The organism is bacterium, from assembly GCA_035454885.1.
In the GTDB taxonomy this organism is placed as follows: Bacteria; UBA10199; UBA10199; order JACPAL01.
The window spans coordinates 1-16603 of sequence record DATIGE010000062.1 but is presented as its reverse complement, the minus strand read 5'-3'; the positions used below and the strand labels follow the sequence as shown (position 1 = coordinate 16603).

Below are 16603 nucleotides of genomic sequence, written 5' to 3'. Positions count from 1 at the left end.
CGTTAAAGTCCCGCCAGCGATCTCGATTCGACGACCTTCGAAAGGGCCGTCATCGACGTGTTCAGGAGATCGAGCGCAAATTTCGGATAGACACCCACCAAGACCGTGATGATCGCCAAAGGAACCAGCGTGGCCAATTCGCGGGCGTTGATCTCCGGGAGCGCCTTGTACTTCTCGTTCACCTGGCCCAGGAAGACCCTTTGGTAGGTCCAGAGCATGTAGGCGGCGGTCAGGACCACGCCCGAGACCGAGACGATCGTGTAGAGCCTGAACGTCTTGAAGCCGCCCATGAAACAGAGCACCTCGGAGACGAATCCCGAGAGGCCCGGAAGCCCCAGCGCCGCGAAGAAGGCCAGGGAAGTCATGGTGGCGTAGCGCGGCATGGACTTGGCCAGGCCCCCGAAACCTGCGATCTCGCGGTGGTGGGCCCGGTCGTAGATGACGCCGACGAGCAAGAAGAGCTGGGCCGTGATGATTCCGTGGTTGAACATCTGCAGCACCGCCCCGTTCAATCCCTCCGGGGTGAAGGACGCCATGCCCAAGAGGCAGAATCCCATGTGGCTGACGGAGGAATAGGCGATCAGTTTCTTGAAATCCTTTTGCGCCATCGCGCAGAGGGCCCCATAGACGATTCCGATCATGCCGATCGCCGCGATCATGTTCGAGAAGTACACCGTGGTGTCCGAAAGGATGGGGTAGTTGATTCTCAAGATGCCGTAGACGCCCATCTTCAGGAGGACGGCCGCCAGGATGACGGAAATGGCCGTGGGGGCCTCGACGTGCGCATCCGGCAACCACGTGTGAAACGGCACGATGGGCACCTTGATCGCGAAGCAGATGAAGAGGCCGATCCAGCACGCGATGCGGAAATTGGGATCGAGCAGGGGGCCCTGAAGCACACCCGGCTGGGCGAGGGTGACGAGATTGAAGGTGTGGCCGTCGCTGTAGAAATAGAAGGCCAGCATGACAAGGAGCATGAGGACCGAGCCCAGGAGGGTGTAGAGAAAGAACTTGATCGCCGCGTATTCGCGCCTCGGCCCGCCCCAGATGCCGATCAGGAAGTACATGGGCAACAGCATGACCTCCCAGAAGACGTAGAAGAGGAAGAAATCCAGAGCGCAGAAGACGCCGAACATGCCGGTAATGAGCAGGAGCAGGAGGGAGAAATACCCCTTCACCTGCTTGTCGATCCCCCAGGACGCGAGCACCGAGATCGTCGAAATGAGGGCGGTCAGAAGGACCATCGAGACGGAGAGACCGTCGATGCCCATGTAGTACTGGATGTTGAAGGATTGGATCCAGTTGTACGGGCCTTCCACGAATTGCAGGCCCACGCTCGTCCGGTCGAACGAGAGGAAGATCTTCACGGCGGCCGCCAGCGGCGGCAGCGTGGAGATCAGGGCGATGTTCTTGACCAGACCGTCCTTGCCCCTGGGCAGGATCGCGATGAGGACCGCGCCCACGAGCGGAAAGAAGGTCATGAGTGAGAGGTACGGAAACATAGCTTCTCCTAAATTGATCTACAAAAGCCGGTACAGCACCACCAGGAGGACGCCCCCCACGGTGTAATACAGATAGGTCTGAATTTGTCCCGACTGGAGGCGCCGGACGCCCGCGCCGCCCCAGCGCGTGATGTTGGCGACCAGGTTGACCAGCCCGTCCACGAAAATGCGGTCGAACCCGCCCGAGATGTAGGCCCCCACCTTGGTGAGGAAACCCGCGAGGTTCACGATGCCGTCCACCACCCTGAGGTCGAATTTCGCCAAAAAGTCGTTCAGGCGGAGGAGATTGTTCACGAAGACCGCCTGGTAGATCTCGTCCACGTAGAACTTGTTTTGCATCGCCCGGTGGAGGCCGGGGAACCTGGCCGCCAAGGCCTCCGGGATGTCGGAAGCCCTTCCGAGGCTGTCGACGCCCTCGGCCCGCTTGGAAAAGAGGGTGTACCCGATCAGGCAGCCGACGATCGCGACGGCGAGCGAGAGGACCATGAGTCCGTACTCGACGGCGTGGGGGGCCATGGCCGGCGCCTTCGGGAGCACGAAGGCGGGCTCGAGCCACCGCTCCAAGAGATTGCTGTGATGCCAGCCGACGAGATGGCCCAGAGCTTCCGGGACGCCCAAGAAACCGCCCGCGACCGACAGGGCCGCGAGCACGATCAGGGGGATCGTCATCGTGGCCGGGGACTCGTGCAGGTGGTGCTTGGTATGCTCGTCCGCCCGGCACTTGCCGAAGAACGTGAGGGTCACCATCCGGAACATATAGATCGCCGTGCCCGCGGCGGTGACGAGGCCCACGGTCCACAGGACCTTGTACTGGTTGAACGTCTGCCAGAGGATCTCGTCCTTGGAGAAGAAGCCCGCGAACGGGAAGATGCCCGCGATGGCGAGCGTCGCGAGAAGAAAGGTCTTGTAGGTGATGGGCATGTGCTCCTTGAGGCCGCCCATCTTCTGAATGTCCTGCTCGCCGCGCATGGCGTGAATCACCGAACCGGATCCAAGGAACAAACAGGCCTTGAAAAACGCGTGGGTCACGAGGTGGAAGATGCCGGCCGCGTACATGCCGGTGCCCATCGCCCCGAACATAAAGCCCAACTGGGAGACGGTGGAATAGGCGAGCACCTTTTTGATGTCGTTCTGGGCGAAGGCGATCACGGCGGCGAACATCGCCGTGGAGAAGCCGATCGTCGAGACGATCATGCGCGTCTCCGGCGCGAGCGAGTAGAGGCCGCTCATCCGTCCGATCATGTAGACGCCCGCCGTGACCATGGTGGCCGCGTGGATCAGGGCGGAGACCGGCGTCGGACCCGCCATGGCGTCCGGGAGCCACGTGTAGAGGGGGATCTGGGCCGATTTGCCGGTGGCGCCCACGAAGAAGAGGAGGGTCACCAGCACGAGGACGGGCACCCCGTTCCAGGTCTTGCCGACGAGCATGGGTGCGGCGTCGCGGATCTCCGTGAAGGTGACCGTCGGGGTGCCCAGGGAATAAAGGGTCCAATACAGCAGGAGGAACCCGACAAGGAAGGCGAAGTCGCCGATGCGGTTGACGATGAAGGCCTTCATGCCGGCCGCCGCCTTTTCCTGGTCCGTGAACCAGAAGCCGATGAGGAGGTAGGAGCACAGACCCACGCCTTCCCAGCCGACGAACAGCATGGGCACGTTCGCGCCCATGACCAGGGTCAGCATCGCGAAGCAGAAGAGGTTCAAATAGCTGAAGTAGCGCGAGAAGCCCGGATCGTCGTGCATGTAGCCGACGGAATAGAGATGAATGAGAGAGCCGACGCCGGTCACCACCAGCATCATCGTGAGGGCCAGCGGGTCGATCAGAAAGGCCACGTCGGCCTTGAAACCGCCCAGGTCGATCCAGGGAAAGAGGGTGATGGTGATCTCCCGCGCCTCTTCGGGGAGGCCGGTCACGTACAGGAAGGTGCCCGCCGAGATCAGGAAGGCCGCGAAGAGCGAACCGCAGGCGATGAAGGCGGTGAGTCCCTTGGGCACCTTCCGGCCGAGAAAGGTGAGGAAGCCGTTCACGATCGCGCCCAAGAGAGGCAGGATCGGCACCAGGTGAACGAGGCTGAAGCAAATCTTGGCGAATCCCATCGGTTTCGTTATCCCTTCAATGAATCAGCCTCGTCGGCGTTGATGGTCCCGAACTGCTTGTAGATCGAGACGACGATGGCCAGGGCGACGGCCGCCTCCGACGCCGCCAGGACGATCAGAAAAAGCGAAAAGACGTTGCCGCCGACGTGATTGCCGTTGAAGTGCGAGAAGGCGACAAAGTTGATCGAGGCCGCGTTGAGGATCAACTCCACGCCCATGAGCAGGCCCACGGCGTTCTTGCGGGTCATGACGTTGTAGAGACCGAGGGCGAAGAGGATCGCCGTGACGGCCAAGCAGGAATTCAAGGTGATCATTTCACCTCCCGCCGGACGATCACCATCGCGCCCACCAGGGCGCCCAAGAGGACGATCGAAACGACCTCGAACGGCAGAAGATATTCCTTCAAAAGGGCGTTTCCGATCGGGGCGACCATGGACGTGTATGGGGAGGCGCCGGGGGCATCCTTTTCCACCCAAACCCCGGAGGTCAACGTCGAGATCAGGAAGATCGCCAGGGCGACGGAGATGGGGACCGCGACCTTGTAGTTCACCACCTGGTTGGTGAGCTTCACGTCGCCGATCTTGTTCGTGAGCATGACGGCGAAGATGATCAGGATGAGGATGCCTCCCACGTAGATGAGGACCTGCGTGACGGCGATGAAATCGCTCGAAAGGAGAATGAAGAACCCCGCCGCGCCGGCCAACGTCCCCAAGAGGGAAAATGCCGAATAAAGGACCTTGCGCGAGAAAGCGACGCCCGCCGCGGAGACGATCGTGAATCCGGCGATGAGGAGAAACGCCGCGTCCTTGAGGTCGGGCATCATGTGGCTTCCGCCTCCTCGGCGGCTCCGGCGCCGGCGGCTTCCTTCTTGGGGGCCTTGTACGGAACGATCACCTGGCCCTCCGGCACGAACTTGAAGAGCAGGTCGTTGATGTCCTCGGTCGCCCGCTCGAACTCCCGGGTGAAGTGGATGGCGCCCGTCGGGCAAGGCTCCGTGCAGAGGCCGCAGTACATGCACTTGGCCAAGTCGATGTCGAACTGGGTGAGCACGCGCTCTTTCGTCGGGGACGTCTCGTCCTTCTTGGTCTTGATGAGGATGCAGTCGATGGGGCAGTCGTTCATGCACGCGAGGCAGGCCGTGCAGATCTCCATGTCCACCTTGAGGAAGCCGCGGAACCGGTCCGGCAGCATCTCCGAGAGCGGCCGCTCGGTCTTGTCGGGATATTGGATCGTCACCGGTTTGCGGAAGAGGTGCGAAAACGTGATCGACATCCCCTCAAAGACGGTCGTCGCGGTCTCAACAATGTTTCTTAGATAGGTCATACAAACGGATTCACGTGAACCGGTTGCCGGCTATACCAAACCTGATAGGCGACGCGATAGAAAAAGTACAAAAGGGTCAAGGCCGCCCCCGCGCACAGCGCGTAGCGAACCGCCGTCACGCCCTGAGGAAAGAGGACCATCCAGATCGCCACACCCAGCGACGCGGCGAACCCGAACGGAGTGAGGTACTTCCAGCACAGGCTCATGAGCTGGTCGACGCGGATGCGAGGCAGCGTCCAACGGATCCAAATGACGACGAAGACGATGACGGCCGCCTTGAGGAAGAACGTCGCGAATTCGAGCGCGTGCGGGAGAACCAGTCCGACGCCTCCGCCGAAGGCGGAGGCCCAGGTCTTGACCTCGGGAGGGATCTGCCAACCTCCGAGGAACAGGGCGGTCCCGACGGCGGCGATGAGGTAAATATTCGCCCATTCCTCGAAGTAGAAGAACACGAAGCGCATGCCGCTGTACTCCGTGGAGTAGCCGGAAACGAGTTCGCTCTCCGCCTCCGGGATGTCGAAAGGCGTCCGGTTGCCCTCGGCGAGCGACGCGATGAAGAGGGAGAGAAAGGCGACGGGCATGAACGGGTTGTCGAAGAGGTACCACTGCCAGGGGTAGGCGCCCTGGCCTTTGATGATGTCCTGGATCGAGAGCGATCCCGTCAGGAAGACGACGACGAGGATCGCGAGCCCCGAGGGAATTTCGTAGGAGACGATCTGCGCGGCCGACCGCATGCCGCCCAAGAGCGAATACTTGTTGTTCGAGGCCCAGCCGGACATGAGGATGCCGACGACGACGATCGAGGTCACGGCGATCAGGTAAAAGATTCCGACGTTCAGGTCCGCGATGATGAGCCCGCTGGAGAAGGGCACCGTTACGAAAGCCGCGAACATGCCGGCGAAGACGAGGTAAGGCGCGAGCCGGAACAGGATCGGGTCCGCCGCCGTCGGGATGATGTCTTCCTTGAGGATCGACTTGATGCCGTCCGCAATCCACTGGAAGAATCCCTGGGGCCCCACGCGGTTGGGTCCCACGCGGTCCATCATGCGGGCCGCGACGCGCCGTTCGACCCAGGAGATGATTCCCGCGAAGGGCGCCACGAAGGCCATGAGCATGACGAGGGCAAAGACGACCTGGACGGCCAGATACACGAAATCCGCCGGGATCGACTGCAGGGCCGGAATCTTCTGAATGAGGAGGTCTGCGAGCTTTTGCATAATTGTCTTAACGATCGATTTCGGGGGCGACGATGTCCAAGCTCGCGATGAAGGCGATCAAGTCCGCCACCATCATGCCCCGGCTGATCTTCTCCACGATGCTCATGGCGTTGAACGATCCGCAGCGGAATTTCACACGGCAGGCCTTGTCGCTTCCGTCGCTGACGAGGTAAACCCCCAGGTCGCCGCGCGTGCTTTCGGTCCGCACGTAGGTGTCGCCCGCGGGCGGGCGGATCTTCTTGGGGACCTTGACCTGGTGCTCGCCCGCCGGAATGCGCTCGAAGCACTGGCGCAGGATCTTCACCGACTCGCGCATCTCCTTCATGCGGACGTTGTAACGGTCGAAACAATCGCCGAGGGCGCCGGCCTCGCCGGTTCCGACGGGAATCTCAAAATCGAGCTCGGGGTAGACCGAGTACGGCATGTCCTTACGCAGGTCGAACATGATGCCCGATCCGCGCAGGTTCGGGCCCACGAGGTTGTAGTTGATCGCGTCCTCGGCCGTGACGACGCCGATCCCTCCCAGACGTTTTCTGAGGATCTTGGCGTCGGTCAAAAGCCGGTCGAATTCGTTCACCAGGGGTTCGAACTGGTCCAGGAAGGCCAGGACTTTCTTGTCCCAGTTGGGCGTCATGTCGTAGATGACGCCGCCGATCCGGGCGTAGTTGTAGGTGAGCCGCTGGCCGCACAGCTCTTCGATGAGGTCGTTCGCTTTTTCGCGCTCGCGGAGCGCGTGAACGAAGGGCGTGTAAGCCCCGACGTCCATGCCGAGCGAGCCCACCGCGAGCAGGTGGGAGATGATGCGGTTCAACTCCATCGCGATCACGCGCAGGTACTCCGCTCGGCGGGAGATCTCGATGCCCGCCAGCTTTTCCACGGCCATAGCGTACGCGACGTTGCAGTTCATGGCGGCCAGGTAGTCCACGCGGTCAGTCCACGGCATGAACCCGTTGTAGGTGGCCTTTTCCGCGATCTTCTCGATGGAGCGGTGCAGATAGCCGATGTCGGGCACAGCCGCGTTCATGACCTCTCCGTCCGTCTTCACCACGAAGCGGATGACGCCGTGGGTGGAGGGGTGCTGCGGCCCCATGTTGAGCAACATTTCTTCCGTGTTCAATTCCATCTTTATGACGACAACAACGACGGTCTCGTCGTTGAAATCCCGTGGTAGTCCTCTTCCTCTTTATAGTCCTTGCGCAACGGATGCCCGATCCAGTCGTCCGGGAGCATGATCCGCCGGAGGTCGGAGTGGTTGTCAAACTTGATCCCGAAGAGGTCGTAGACCTCGCGCTCCAGCCAGTTGGCGCAGCCCCATAGGTCTTCCAAGGTTTCGACGTGGGCCGAATCTTCGCGAGGGAGGATTGCCTTCAAGGTCAAAGAATGGCGGTGCTTGTAAGAAAAGAGATGATAGACGACCTCGAACTTGTCCTTCCGGTCGACGGCGGTGAGGTTCGAGAGGCAGTCGAAGGAGAACTGTTCGATCGTCTTGAGCGTCTTGCAAACGTCCTTGATCTTGTCGGCCGGCACCACGAGGCAGGAATCGCCCGTCTGGGCCTGCGAGACGGGATTTTTCGCGCCCTCGACGAGCTCGATCGGCACGCCCTTGAAGAATTCGGAAAGCTTCCTTTGGATGTGCTCCAATGTCATGGGATCGTTCTTTCTTAGGCGACCAGACTGTCCTTTTTCACCAGGAATTTCTCCCGCCTCATCTTTTCCTGGATTTTCAACAAGCCCTCTGTGAGTGCCTCTGGGCGGGGCGGGCAGCCCGGAACGTAGACGTCCACCGGGATGATCTTGTCCACGCCCTTGACCACGGAGTAGGCCGGCTGGAAGAGGCCGCCGCAGTTGGCGCAACTGCCCATCGAGATCACATATTTGGGTTCCGGCATCTGATCGTAGAGGACCTTGGTTCGGAGGGCCATCTTGTAGGTGAGCGTGCCGGCGACGATCATCAAGTCGGACTGACGCGGCGAGGCGCGGGGCACGCTCCCGAAGCGGTCGAGGTCGGCGCGCGGGCCGCCGGTCTGCATCATCTCGATGCCGCAACAGGCGAGCCCGAAGAGCATGTACCAGAGCGACGAGGCGCGCCCCCAGTTGAGGAGGTCGTCCACCTTCGTGGTGATGACGGAGGCCGGGAGCTGGTTCTTAAGCGTCAGCATAGTTACACCTTCGATGACCGGGGCATCACTTGGAGACCGATATTCTTGTCCCCGGCCTCGACCGTCTTGATCCATTCCAAATCCCCCTTGGTCCAGGCATAGACAAGGCCCAAGAGGAGGATGCCCACGAACACGGCGATTTCGGTGAGAGCGAGAACCCCATGGCCGTCGCGGATCCACTGTTTGAAGACCGCTCCCACGGGGAACATGAAGGCGATTTCGACGTCAAAGATGATAAACAGAAGCGCCAAGAGATAAAAGCGCATATTAAAATTGACCCAGGCGTTTTCCGCGGGGAGCTCGCCGCACTCGTAGGTGGTCAACTTTTCAGGAAACGGGACCTTCGGACGAAGGATGTGCCCCAGGGTCAGGGACACGAAGACGAAGCCGCACGCGACGAGCAAAAAAATGAGTACATTCGCGAAGTTAAACAGCATTTTTGTCCCTCAAATCGCGGCGACTATGTTCAAAACGGCGCATAGCTGTCAAGGAGAAAACCCGTTTGACTCGGCGTGTCGAATGAAATACGGCGTGCGAAATCATGCAAGATGAAGTATCCGCATCCAAGCTCAAGACGGCGGTCGGAAAGAAGGTCGAAATCCACGCCTTCGGCATCTCCTACGTGGGAAAACTCACCAAGGTGGATGTCCGATCGGGCCTGGTCCGCGTCGAGGATGGAGACGATTATGTCCTTCTGGAGATCGAAAGGATCGATCATTTTAGGATCGTTCGCCGTTAGTCTGGTTGGATTCCTTCTGGCAGGCGCGTCGGCCGCGGCCCAAGCCGGCTTGGAGGAAACCCATCGCGAGGTGACCGTCGATTTGGCCGTCACCCTGTCCGGCATCACGTCCTTTCAGGATTTCCAGGAACTCCGCGCCGGACTCCTCAAGTCGGAGGGCGTTTCCAAGGTGAATTTGGTCTCCGAGGCCCCGGGGCTCATCACCCTGAACGTCACCTACGCCGGCGAGGCGGTGAGCCTCATCGACAAGCTCTCCAGCTTCTTCCCGAAGAAATACAACATGAAGGAAAAACGCCTGCCGGGAGGAGGGACCGAGGTGAGCGTCACCTACCGCCAGGGCCCCGCCGGTTGATCGCCAATCCGGACGAAACCTTTCAGCTCCGAATCCGATAAGTGCGGTTCCTAATGACGGGAGGGCCATTCATGAACGTCTCGGTTTCCCAAAACATCCTGTTCAGCCACGTGGCCAATCTTTGCGGTGGATTCGGCGTCTCTTATCAAGCCGGCCAGGAGAGCGGTTTTTTCTCCTCCCTGCACCGCGAGGGGGTGCTCGAACGTGACCTGGCCACCTTGGACCGGCTCCTGCGCGGTCGGCCCGTCAAGTTGGAGGACTATCGGGGCGTCGTAAGGGGGTTAACACGCCTCCGCGATGAGCGCGTTGCCGATGACGCCATTCAGAGGCGATTCGAAGCGGCCGGCCACCGCTTCGCGCGATGTCATGACTCGGCCATGGCCGCCCTCGAGGAGCGCGGGCTCACCGACCGGTTTGTCGGCTTCGCCATCGAACTTCAGCCTCTCTTGTTCCAGCAAGGGTACCGCCCGGCGGGCGGTCCCCGCGACGTCGCCTACGAATTCCGGCACTTCGTCGAAGACGAGTCGTTGATCGATCTCTTGGACTTGGCGCGGCGCTACGCCATGGCCTCCGGCGCTTTGAGATTGGAGAAAGAGCTTTGGGAGGCGCTGCGGGTGGCAAAACGGTGATTGACCTCCCTTTTCGGCGTGGATACTTTGTAAGAAAGCGCCTGCCCCAAAAGGCGTTGCCTTTTGGGACGGGCGCTTGTAACAGCAGCGGCCGCACACCTCACGGCCGCTGCTTAACAAGCGCCTGTAGCTCAGTGGATTAGAGCATCAGACTACGAATCTGAGGGTCGCAGGTTCGAATCCTGCCAGGCGCACACTTCATGCTCAAGGGATTCGACGATTTCATGTCCGACAGCCGCGACCGCGGGCACGTGCTCGGGACGTGGGGCTTCCATTCCAACATCGACTTCACCCGCATGCGGCCCGAAGAGACCAACGTCTGGTTCTTCGAGCAGATCTTCAACTTTCTCCGCGCCTTCTTCGGCCTCGTTCTTCCGGATTCCCTGGAGGTCATCACCTACAACGCGACCCAGCGGATCGAGAAGAAGGGCCTCGACCAGATGACGTTCCTGGACGAGCTCATGCTCATCATGAAGAAGCTGAAGGAGCCCATGTGGACGGCGCGGTTGAACCTCAACATCATCGGCTTCCTCCGCACCTCTCACGACCCCGAGCATCCCATCCGGCTTCAAATCCAGGAGCCGACCTCGTTCATCTGCTGGGGAGGCCCGGACGAGACGGGGTTTCAGAACTTCTCCATCGGCTACACCCTCTTCTCCAGCACGGTGCTCGCCGGCGAGCACATGGAGCTCTGGTCGATGAACCAGCCCATTCTGGAAAAGGCCCTCCGCAAGTGGGAGGAGCAGACGGGTCGCATGATCGAGGTCGTCGACTCGACCGGCGGGGCGCCGGTCCACAAATACGGCTTCGGCCGCGGCGGGGGCGGAAGGCGCTAGTCAGATCCCATTGAAGCGCAAAAAGGTCTTGTGCGTGAGACGGATCAGATCGCCGGGCCGGACCGGATGGCGCGAGCCCTTGCGAAGGATCGCGGCGATTTTGTTGTCGTGCTTGTCGAAGAGGACGATGCGGCCGCGGCCGACGAGTTTCTCCACGAAGAAGAGGACTTCCGGGTTGCCGCCTTCCCTCACGATGCGGGCGTGGAGGGGTTCCAGCTTTTCGTCCGGGAGGACCATCATCGGGAGACCGCCGGGGTGAGGGCTGCGACCGATGGAGATCTCGGAGAGCGCGGGCGTCATCTGGACGCGGAAGATCCGTGAGTCGTAGACGTATTGGTCCCCGGGGAAAACGCGGTTCAGGTCGGCGTAGTGTCCCGGCGCCAGGAAGGGATCGCGGGAAATGTCCTCTCCCCAATGAGAGGCCAGGGCGGTCTTGTTATCAAATTCGCAGGTGATCGGGCCGAGGCCGGGGATTTCACTTCTCCCCATCGAGCTATCAAAGAGCGCCTGAGCGACGCCGGCGGGCGGCGTGTGGCGGAGGATGTGATTCAGGTTGTGCAGCAGCCTTTGCTCGGGACGGGGCGTGCCGCCTTCGTAGCGCAGGAACGAGGAAAAACGCGTCTTAAAGCCTTGCATGAGGCTTCCGAAAAGCCCGTCGCTCCCCAGGCAGAGCCAGCTTCCCGGCCTCATGCGGACCTGGCAGAGACGCACCGGCCCTTCCAGGAGGGTCGAGTAGACGCCGTGGTCGCTGTAGGCGTCCACCTCCGAGCAGCCGGCGGTGACGACATTGCCGCTTTCGTCCCTGAAGCTGTAGGTGACGAGAAAATCCCCGGCCGTCGCGACGGTCGCCAGGTCGTCGACCAAGACGGCGATCGCGATGACCGTATTGGGCTCCGCATTTTTCTGGAACGGCCGTTCACGCGCCGATTCAAGGGCGTTGACGCGATCGACCAGGGCTGTGCGCGCGTCTTCGAAAAGGTCCCCGGCCAGCGGGATCCTGTTCTCCGCGAGGGCCCGGATGACACCGGCTTGGACGCCCAAAAGGGCCGCCTTCGACGCCTCTTCTCCCAGCGCGGCTCCGCCCAGCCCATCGGCGCCCGCCAGGATGCGGACGGTGCGTCCGTCGCCTGTCCGGAAGCGGGCCAAATACAGGCCATCCTCCTGGTTGACCCCGTCCCCGAGGGAGGTCACGCCGGAGAGCATGGAGGCGGCGTCGCTCACCGTACCCTCGGCGCCGCCGCAGACGACGTGGTCCCATCCCGCCTCCCTTCCGGCCGCATTGCGGAGGGACCGTCGTTCGTTGCGCGCGGGGGACGGCGGGAAGAGGGAGGCGTGCTCCGGACACAGGGCCGCCAGGGCCCCCAGCGTGATCGGATCATCGACGGGTTGGTCGAAAGAAAGGCGGTCGGCGTCGAAACCCTCCGGCAGGAGGACGAGGCGGCCGTGGGGCGTGGTGCACAAGAGGCCGACGCCGGTGTCCTGGCCGCTTTCGGACCAGCGGGTCCACAGGATGGATTGGGGAGGGAGGGCGGTATCACCCGAAATTTTCCGGAGGACGGACTGGGCCGCGTCCCGCAGGGCCAGCAGGTCTTCCTGGGGACCCCGCCCCTCGAGGGCCAGATTGGCGCTCTGCACCAGGGAGATCTGATCGGGCGCCGGGAGGCGGGAGACTTCGGTCAAAAAGGATTGGAGATGGACGAAGGGGGTCGCCGGCATGGGGGAGCCTTTCGGCGGTCTTTGGGGGCGGTTGCGGCCTTTTACTTCACCTTGGCGCCGCTGGCGAGGCCCAGGCGGTCGAGGGTCACCACGGAGAGCCCGTTCTCGTCGCTGGCGGCGAGGAGCATGCCGTTCGATTCCACGCCGCGGATCTTGGCGGGCTTCAAATTGGCCACGACCACCACTTTTTTGCCCACGATCTCTTCGGGCGTGTAGTGCTGCGCGATGCCCGCGACGATCTGCCGGGGCACACCGCCGATCTCGACTTGGAGCTTCAAGAGCTTGTCGGCCCCTTCGACCTTTTCGGCCTGCTTCACCTCGGCGACGCGGAGATCGACCTTCGCGAAGTCGGCGATGTCCAAGAGGCCATCGGCGGGTGCGGCGGTGGTTGCCATTTTCTTGTCTCCTGTTTTCGTTTCGGGCGGTTCGATGCGGGGGAAGATGGGCGTCCCCTCCGTGACGTTCGTATCCGGGGTCTTTCCCCAGGCGACGTTTTCAAAGGTCTGCTTTTCGAAATCGAGCGTGCGGGTGAGCCCCAGCTGTTCCCAAATCTTCCTGGCCGCCGCAGGGATGAAGGGGCTGATCAGAAGGGCGACGTTCCGCAGCGTGTCGGCGACGTTGTAAAGCACGCGGCCGATTTCGGCGGTCTTGCCGTCCTTCGCGAGTTTCCAGGGCGCCGAGGTGTCTATGTACTTGTCCGCCGCGGCGATGACTTCCCAAACGGAGGCGAGGGCCGTGTGAAAATCGACGTCGCCCTGGGCGGCATAATCCATTTCCGTTCGCACCTTGCTCAAAACACCCGCAACGACCTCGCGCAAAGGCTTTTCCTCCTCTTGTTCGGGGACCGTCGGGCGCCGGATCACTCCGCTCAAATACCGATTGGCCATCCCCAGCGTCCGGTTGAGAAGGTTGCCGACGTCGTTCGCCAGGTCGCTGTTGTACCGCTTGATGAAATTGTCCCAGGTGAAATCGCCGTCGGAACCGAAGCTCGACTCCCGCAGCAAATAGTAGCGGAGTGCGTCCGCGCCGAACCGGGGCACGATGTCGAGGGGCGTGAGCACGTTCCCCAGGCTCTTGCTCATCTTCTCTCCCTTGAGAAAGACGAAGCCGTGCCCGAAGACGGTCTTGGGAATCGGGAGCCCCGCGCTCATCAGCATCGCCGGCCAGATCACGCAGTGAAAACGCGTAATGTCCTTGCCGACCACGTGAAGGTCCGCCGGCCACAGCCTCCGGCTGTCTCCTTTTTTCGGATCGCCGAAACCGATGGCGCTCAGGTAGTTCACCAGGGCGTCGAACCAGACGTAAACGACGTGCGTCGGATCGTTCGGGAACGGGATGCCCCAGGGAAAACTCGCGCGGGAGACGCTGATGTCCTGGAGCTCTGTCTCGACGAAACGGACCACCTCGTTCCTGCGGATTTCAGGCAGGATGAACTCGGGATGGTCCTTGTAATGTTTCAGAAGTTTTTCCCGATAGGCCGAGAGACGGAAGAAGTAATTTCTCTCCTTGAGCCATTTCGGGGTCGTCTTGTGGTTGGGGCATTTGCCGTCCACCAGGTCCTTCTCCGTCTGGAAGGCCTCGCACGATTCGCAGTACCAACCCTCATATTCTTTTTCGAAGAGATCGTTCGGGCTGTTCTTCCGGACGAGCTCGATGAAGGCCGTGACGCCCCGGTGGTGCCGCGGCTCGGAGGTCTGGATGAAGTCGTCATAGGAAATCTCCAGCGACTTCCAGATCGCCTCGAATTTGACCCTCATCTCGTCGCAATATTTCTTGGCGTCGATCCCGCGCTTGTCGGCCTCCTTCTTGACGTTGGCGCTGTGCTCGTCGTTGCCCATCTGAAAATGGACGTCGTAGCCTTCCATCCGCTTGAAGCGCGCGATGGCATCGGCCGCGATCTTTTCGTAGGCCGTCCCCAGGTGGGGCAGGCTGTTCACGTAATCGATCGCCGTCGTGATGTAGAATTTTCCGCGCATGTTCAGGCGATCAATTTATAGAAGAGGCGTTCGAGGGCAAGCGTCTTGTTGACGTTTCCATCCAAGGCCCGCTCGGTCTCAAGAATGAGATCCATCTCCTCAAAAAGCCGGTCCGTGCTCTTACGGGCGATGAGCGTCTCCAATCGGCTTCGGGCTCCGGGAACAACCAACGCGCGGACGTCTCCCGCCGCCAGGACAGCGGCGTCGTGCCAGAGGGCACGGAGAAGATCCAAGAGGGGATAGAGCCGGTCGGCTTGAGCGGCCAGGGACTCCGTCAATTTCGAGGCCGTTGCGAACGGGGAGCGGGGCACGGGCCAAAGCGGCGTGAGATCCGTTTCGAACGAGGCGTAGAGGGCCTCGAGCCGTTCACGCAAGGCCTGCGGGGGGATCTGAAACCGCACGCGCTGGCAACGGGAGCGGATCGTCGCGGGCAATTCCTCCGGACGCTCGGTGAGGAGGAGAAACAGGACGTACGGAGGAGGTTCCTCCAGGGTCTTGAGGAGGGCGTTCGCGGCGCCGGTCGTCATCGCGTCCGCCTCCTCCACGATGACGACGATCTTTCCCGCCGTGACGGGCTTGAGCGCCACGCGGCCGATGAGGTCACGCACGGATTCGATCTTGATCGCGTTTTTTTCCGGGGCGATGCGGATCAGGTCGGGGTGGTTTTCCGCTTCGCTCTCAAGGACGTCGCGCGCGACGGCCTCCGCCGCGGCCTTTTTGCCCGACCCCTCGGGACCGGCCAGCAGCAGGGCGTGCGCGCGCTTGGAGGAGCTTCTCCACCTCGCGATGAATTTCCCGGAAGATGATGTCTCGGGGGCGGTCGGCATGGAGGATCCGGAACCTTTTCTTGTCGTTTCGGGCGAGCGCGAGATAGCCGCGTCTCACCTTTTCGTGAAAGGTTTGCGACTCGCGGTCGAATCTGTCGAGCTTTTTCTTGCGCGTCTCGGCCCTCCGGAGGCCCGTCGCGACGGGGAGGTCGAAGAGAAACGTCCGGTCGGGCCTGAGACCGCCGGTGGCGATCCGGTTCAGCCACTCGATCTTCCGCAGGGGCAGACCCCGTGCGTAGCCCTGGTAGGCGACCGTGGCGTCCGTGAACCGGTCGCAGAGGACCACAGCCCCGCGCTTCAGGGCGGGGCGCACGACTTCCTCCACATGGTCACGCCGGGCGAGCTCGTAGAGCAGGAGCTCGGTGGCGGGCGCCATGCCCACGGACTTTTGAGCGAGGAGGGTCTCCCGGATGGCGTCCGCCAGGGGGGTCCCTCCCGGCTCCCGAGTCAGGACCACCTCCGCCGATCCGCTCAAGGCGCGGGCCAAGGCCTGAATCTGGGTGGTTTTCCCGGACCCTTCGATGCCCTCAAAGGTGATAAAAAGACCCTTCATTTTGACTCACCGCATGAGACACGCTGCGTTAAAAAATGTAATAAAATCAATGGTTTTTGCTTTACAGAGGGGGCCGCCGGGTGTTTAGCCTTTCAATGACGGCCAAATTAACATAAAATTTGCGGGTAGCAATCCGCAACTTGGGGGGACCCAGGTGGCGATAATAGTCTCCAGAGGGCGAAAAAGGGAGAAGAAGATGGCGGGTGATGTGAGACTTTTCAGGGTGCCGGCGGCATTCGCTAAGGCCAACAACTATCCGATCATTCGGGAGACCGAAGCCCCCGCCGGACGCCCCGCGGAAAGGGTCGCCTCACGGACCGATACCAAGGAAGCGACGGCGGTTCCGCCCGGTGACGAGCACGTGGTCACGGCGAAGTTCACAAGTCTCTTGGGCGGCAGTGGAAGCCGACGAACCGTTGTGACCTGAGCCGTCATAAGAGTAACAAGATGCGGGAACGAAAAGGCCGCCTTGGGGTAAAACCCGGGACGGCTTTTTTATTGACTCAATGCCGATCCGCAAAGATCGGCCGGCAAAGAAAGATCCCCGAGACCAGATTGAAGACCGGCGCGAGAAAGATGGCGGCGCGCGAAAGGGGGGAAGCCCCGGCCGCGAGCGTCCCGTAGACGAGGTCGGCGGGGACGTCCAGGAGCCTCAAAAGGCCCACCGCGAAGAACCAGAG

Annotated in this window: 19 protein-coding genes and 1 tRNA gene; 6 read left to right on the top strand and 14 right to left on the bottom strand. The window is 61.5% G+C overall.

Going from position 1 to position 16603, the window contains the following annotated elements; genetic code table 11:
• Positions 1-2: 2 nt before the first annotated feature.
• The 10 genes from VLJ37_10535 to VLJ37_10490 are packed head-to-tail and all read right to left on the bottom strand — an operon-like array spanning position 3 to position 8732.
• Positions 3-1502, bottom strand: a complete 1500-nt coding sequence (locus tag VLJ37_10535; GenBank protein ID HSA60107.1) for an NADH-quinone oxidoreductase subunit M — start codon at positions 1500-1502, stop codon at positions 3-5.
• An 18-nt stretch (positions 1503-1520) separates the two neighbouring features.
• Complete coding sequence (gene nuoL / locus VLJ37_10530) at positions 1521-3596, bottom strand: NADH-quinone oxidoreductase subunit L (protein HSA60106.1); 2076 nt, start codon at positions 3594-3596, stop codon at positions 1521-1523.
• A gap of 8 nt (positions 3597-3604) precedes the next feature.
• The gene (gene nuoK, locus VLJ37_10525) at positions 3605-3910 is read right to left on the bottom strand and encodes an NADH-quinone oxidoreductase subunit NuoK (GenBank protein ID HSA60105.1); all 306 of its coding nucleotides are present in this window, start codon (positions 3908-3910) and stop codon (positions 3605-3607) included.
• Positions 3907-4419 (bottom strand): NADH-quinone oxidoreductase subunit J, encoded by a 513-nt coding sequence (locus VLJ37_10520; GenBank protein ID HSA60104.1) that lies wholly within the window; start codon positions 4417-4419, stop codon positions 3907-3909. Before VLJ37_10520 ends, nuoK begins: the two co-directional genes overlap by 4 nt.
• Positions 4416-4919, bottom strand: a complete 504-nt coding sequence (locus VLJ37_10515) for an NADH-quinone oxidoreductase subunit I (protein HSA60103.1) — start codon at positions 4917-4919, stop codon at positions 4416-4418. The genes VLJ37_10520 and VLJ37_10515 overlap by 4 nt, the downstream gene beginning before the upstream one ends.
• Complete coding sequence (gene nuoH / locus VLJ37_10510) at positions 4916-6136, bottom strand: NADH-quinone oxidoreductase subunit NuoH (protein HSA60102.1); 1221 nt, start codon at positions 6134-6136, stop codon at positions 4916-4918. The genes VLJ37_10515 and nuoH overlap by 4 nt, the downstream gene beginning before the upstream one ends.
• A gap of 7 nt (positions 6137-6143) precedes the next feature.
• Positions 6144-7259, bottom strand: a complete 1116-nt coding sequence (locus VLJ37_10505; protein ID HSA60101.1) for an NADH-quinone oxidoreductase subunit D — start codon at positions 7257-7259, stop codon at positions 6144-6146.
• Positions 7260-7261: 2 nt separating this feature from the next.
• Positions 7262-7783, bottom strand: coding sequence for an NADH-quinone oxidoreductase subunit C (locus VLJ37_10500; protein HSA60100.1), 522 nt, complete (start codon positions 7781-7783; stop codon positions 7262-7264).
• 14 nt (positions 7784-7797) lie between these two features.
• Entirely contained in the window at positions 7798-8295 is a 498-nt protein-coding gene (locus tag VLJ37_10495; GenBank protein ID HSA60099.1) for an NADH-quinone oxidoreductase subunit B family protein, read from the bottom strand.
• Between the two features lie 2 nt (positions 8296-8297).
• Positions 8298-8732 carry an NADH-quinone oxidoreductase subunit A gene (locus VLJ37_10490; protein ID HSA60098.1) on the bottom strand — a complete coding sequence of 145 codons (435 nt, stop codon included), beginning with the start codon at positions 8730-8732 and terminating at the stop codon, positions 8298-8300.
• A gap of 104 nt (positions 8733-8836) precedes the next feature.
• On the opposite strand from VLJ37_10490, the gene VLJ37_10485 reads away from it, so the two are divergent.
• From VLJ37_10485 to VLJ37_10465, 5 genes are all read left to right on the top strand, one after another.
• The gene (locus VLJ37_10485; GenBank protein HSA60097.1) at positions 8837-9034 is read left to right on the top strand and encodes a hypothetical protein; all 198 of its coding nucleotides are present in this window, start codon (positions 8837-8839) and stop codon (positions 9032-9034) included.
• Between the two features lie 70 nt (positions 9035-9104).
• The gene (locus VLJ37_10480; protein HSA60096.1) at positions 9105-9386 is read left to right on the top strand and encodes a hypothetical protein; all 282 of its coding nucleotides are present in this window, start codon (positions 9105-9107) and stop codon (positions 9384-9386) included.
• A 71-nt stretch (positions 9387-9457) separates the two neighbouring features.
• Entirely contained in the window at positions 9458-10015 is a 558-nt protein-coding gene (locus VLJ37_10475; GenBank protein HSA60095.1) for a hypothetical protein, read from the top strand.
• Between the two features lie 120 nt (positions 10016-10135).
• Positions 10136-10209, top strand: a tRNA-Arg gene (locus VLJ37_10470).
• 6 nt (positions 10210-10215) lie between these two features.
• Entirely contained in the window at positions 10216-10851 is a 636-nt protein-coding gene (locus VLJ37_10465; protein ID HSA60094.1) for a hypothetical protein, read from the top strand.
• Here the strand turns inward: VLJ37_10465 and VLJ37_10460 are convergent, their stop codons facing one another.
• The 4 genes from VLJ37_10460 to tmk are packed head-to-tail and all read right to left on the bottom strand — an operon-like array spanning position 10852 to position 15923.
• Entirely contained in the window at positions 10852-12567 is a 1716-nt protein-coding gene (locus VLJ37_10460) for a protein phosphatase 2C domain-containing protein (GenBank protein ID HSA60093.1), read from the bottom strand.
• A gap of 41 nt (positions 12568-12608) precedes the next feature.
• Positions 12609-14543 (bottom strand): methionine--tRNA ligase, encoded by a 1935-nt coding sequence (metG, locus tag VLJ37_10455; GenBank protein ID HSA60092.1) that lies wholly within the window; start codon positions 14541-14543, stop codon positions 12609-12611.
• A 2-nt stretch (positions 14544-14545) separates the two neighbouring features.
• Entirely contained in the window at positions 14546-15286 is a 741-nt protein-coding gene (locus VLJ37_10450; protein ID HSA60091.1) for an AAA family ATPase, read from the bottom strand.
• Complete coding sequence (tmk, locus tag VLJ37_10445) at positions 15222-15923, bottom strand: dTMP kinase (protein ID HSA60090.1); 702 nt, start codon at positions 15921-15923, stop codon at positions 15222-15224. Before tmk ends, VLJ37_10450 begins: the two co-directional genes overlap by 65 nt.
• Positions 15924-16131: 208 nt before the next feature.
• On the opposite strand from tmk, the gene VLJ37_10440 reads away from it, so the two are divergent.
• Positions 16132-16350, top strand: coding sequence for a hypothetical protein (locus VLJ37_10440; GenBank protein ID HSA60089.1), 219 nt, complete (start codon positions 16132-16134; stop codon positions 16348-16350).
• The last annotated feature ends 253 nt before the right edge of the window (positions 16351-16603 follow it).